Below are 1,983 nucleotides of genomic sequence, written 5' to 3' on the forward strand. Positions count from 1 at the left end.
CCCGCGGGGGGGGGCGGGACCCCCCTCGGGGGCGGCCCGCCCGGCCCGTGCGGCGGTGTGGTGGTGGGCGCCGCTCAGCGGCCGCTCAGCGCGCCGGACAGGCGGCCTGGGTGACCTTGCCGGCCTTGGCCGTCGACGTCCCGGGGTCCAGGGTCAGGCACTTGCCGGTCCACTGGTTGATGAAGTAATAGCCGTGCGACTGGCCGTTGCTGTCGGTGTGGGCCGGGATCACGTTCCACAGCTGGCTGCCGGAGGACCAGCGGGTCTCGCAGGGCCACCAGAACAGCTGCGTGCCGTCGCCGGGCGGCGTGCCGTTGTTGTACGGGACGGTGAGGCAGGAGCCGTTCGCCGCCTTGATCCAGTAGTAGCCCTTGCCGTCGTAGTTCGGCTTGGTGGCCGTCCACTGGTGGCTGCTGGGCGCGGGCGTGGCGCAGGCCCGCTGCGTCACCAGGCCGCCGGTGCCGTCGGGGAACTCGTCGCCGCGCACCATGCACCGGTTGGTGCCGTAGGTGCTGACGTACTGCTTCGCGTCGTTGACGGTCCATACCGCCGGGTCGGGCTCGAAGACGTAGTTGTCGCGGTTGAGTTCGGCGACGACCGACACGGGGGTCAGGCCCGAGTTGTCGGAGACCTGGTAGTGGTCCACGGCGACGAAGTTCGGGTTGCGGCCCGCGGCGGGCCGGCACGACTTCTCGATGCGGCTCTTGAGCTGGGAGCCGTTGTCGATCTTGGCGTAGCTCTTCGGGTCGAGGTTGTCCGAGCTGAACTGGTTCATGGTGAACAGCGGCGTCAGGTTGGTCGTCCCCGGCATCGGGTTCGTGTGGAGCGGCTTGCTGTTCCCGCGCGGCTCACAGCCGGACGGCTGCCCCTGGCCGTAGCTGTACCTGTTCTCCACGGTGTGCGACCAGGTGTTCATCAGGGTGCCGGAGCCGACGGCGATGTCGTCCCAGCTGTCCTGGAAGATCACCAGGCGGTGGTTGTCCGCGACCATGTCGCGCAGGCGCGGCCAGTTGCTGCTGAAGATGCCGTAGTCGTTCTGGTTGAAGAGCAGCTTGCCGGCGCCCTTGGCGTCCAGCAGGTCGGTGATCGCCTTGCTGAGCGTCGGCCGGCTGGCGTAGTTCTCCAGGAAGATCGTGACCACCTCCTGCGGGTTCTTCTGCAGGAAGTTCACGACGGTCAGGAGCGCGGAGTTGAACTGCTCGTAGCACAGCGACGTGCCGCCGTGGCACAGCTCGACCGGCCCGGTGCCCTTGGGGTCGTACGTGTCGAGCATCAGCCCGCGCACCCCGCCGTCGAGCTGCTCCTTGATGCTCTGCGACTGGTTCGGCGGCACGGGCCACTGCGTGTCGTCGTCGGCGTAGGCGTTGTGCGAGGTCACCCACGACCACTGGTGGTAGCGCGCGTTCCCGTACTTGCTGCCGGCCGCCTCCGCCGTGGTGGGAGCCGTCAGCATCGAGGCCAGGGCCAGGAGCGCGATCACCGGCAGGACGAACCGGCGCAGCAGGCGGGCGCGGCGGCCGGCTCCCGGACGAGGCACGGCACCTCTGGTTCTCATGTGTATTCCCCTGATGGAAAGCGGACCCGGCGTCCGCGTACGCGGTACGGCGGCGACCGGGTGTACGGAGGTTCTCCCCGGTCCGGCGCGGCGGCGGCGCGCGCGGGCGCTGCGCAGCGGCGGCGGGCCCGGCCGGCCGGGGCTGGTCAGGCCCCCGGCTCGGGTGCCCTCAGCCAACAGCGTGCGGGCGGTGGCGGACCAGGAGGTTCCACCGGCAGAAGTAGGGTCCGGCATACTTCTGCCGGAAGGATTCGGCATTCCTGCCGGACCGCACCGCTCGGGGGGCCCACGGGCATGGGGACGGACACACCGGCCACCGGCGGGTTCGGTGAGCGCCTGCTCCGTCTGCGCACGGACGCCGGGCTCAGCCAGGAGGAGCTGGCGCACGCCGCGGGGGTGAGCGAACGGGCCCTGTCGGACATGGAACG

Annotated in this window: 1 protein-coding gene; it reads right to left on the reverse strand. The window is 70.4% G+C overall.

Features of this window, described 5'->3' with window-relative positions:
- Positions 1–85: 85 nt before the first annotated feature.
- Complete coding sequence (locus tag ACFXA3_RS41750; RefSeq protein WP_385196608.1) at positions 86–1,555, reverse strand: phosphatidylinositol-specific phospholipase C domain-containing protein; 1,470 nt, start codon at positions 1,553–1,555, stop codon at positions 86–88.
- Between the last annotated feature and the right edge of the window lie 428 nt (positions 1,556–1,983).

Origin of the sequence: Streptomyces sp. NPDC059456 (assembly GCF_042750055.1) — a bacterium.
Classification (GTDB): Bacteria; Actinomycetota; Actinomycetes; order Streptomycetales; family Streptomycetaceae; genus Streptomyces.

Excerpts from the sequence above, each read along its gene's own strand:
- ACFXA3_RS41750 (WP_385196608.1), bottom strand. The coding sequence starts at position 1,555 with ATGAGAACCAGAGGTGCCGTGCCTCGTCCGGGAGCCGGCCGCCGCGCC.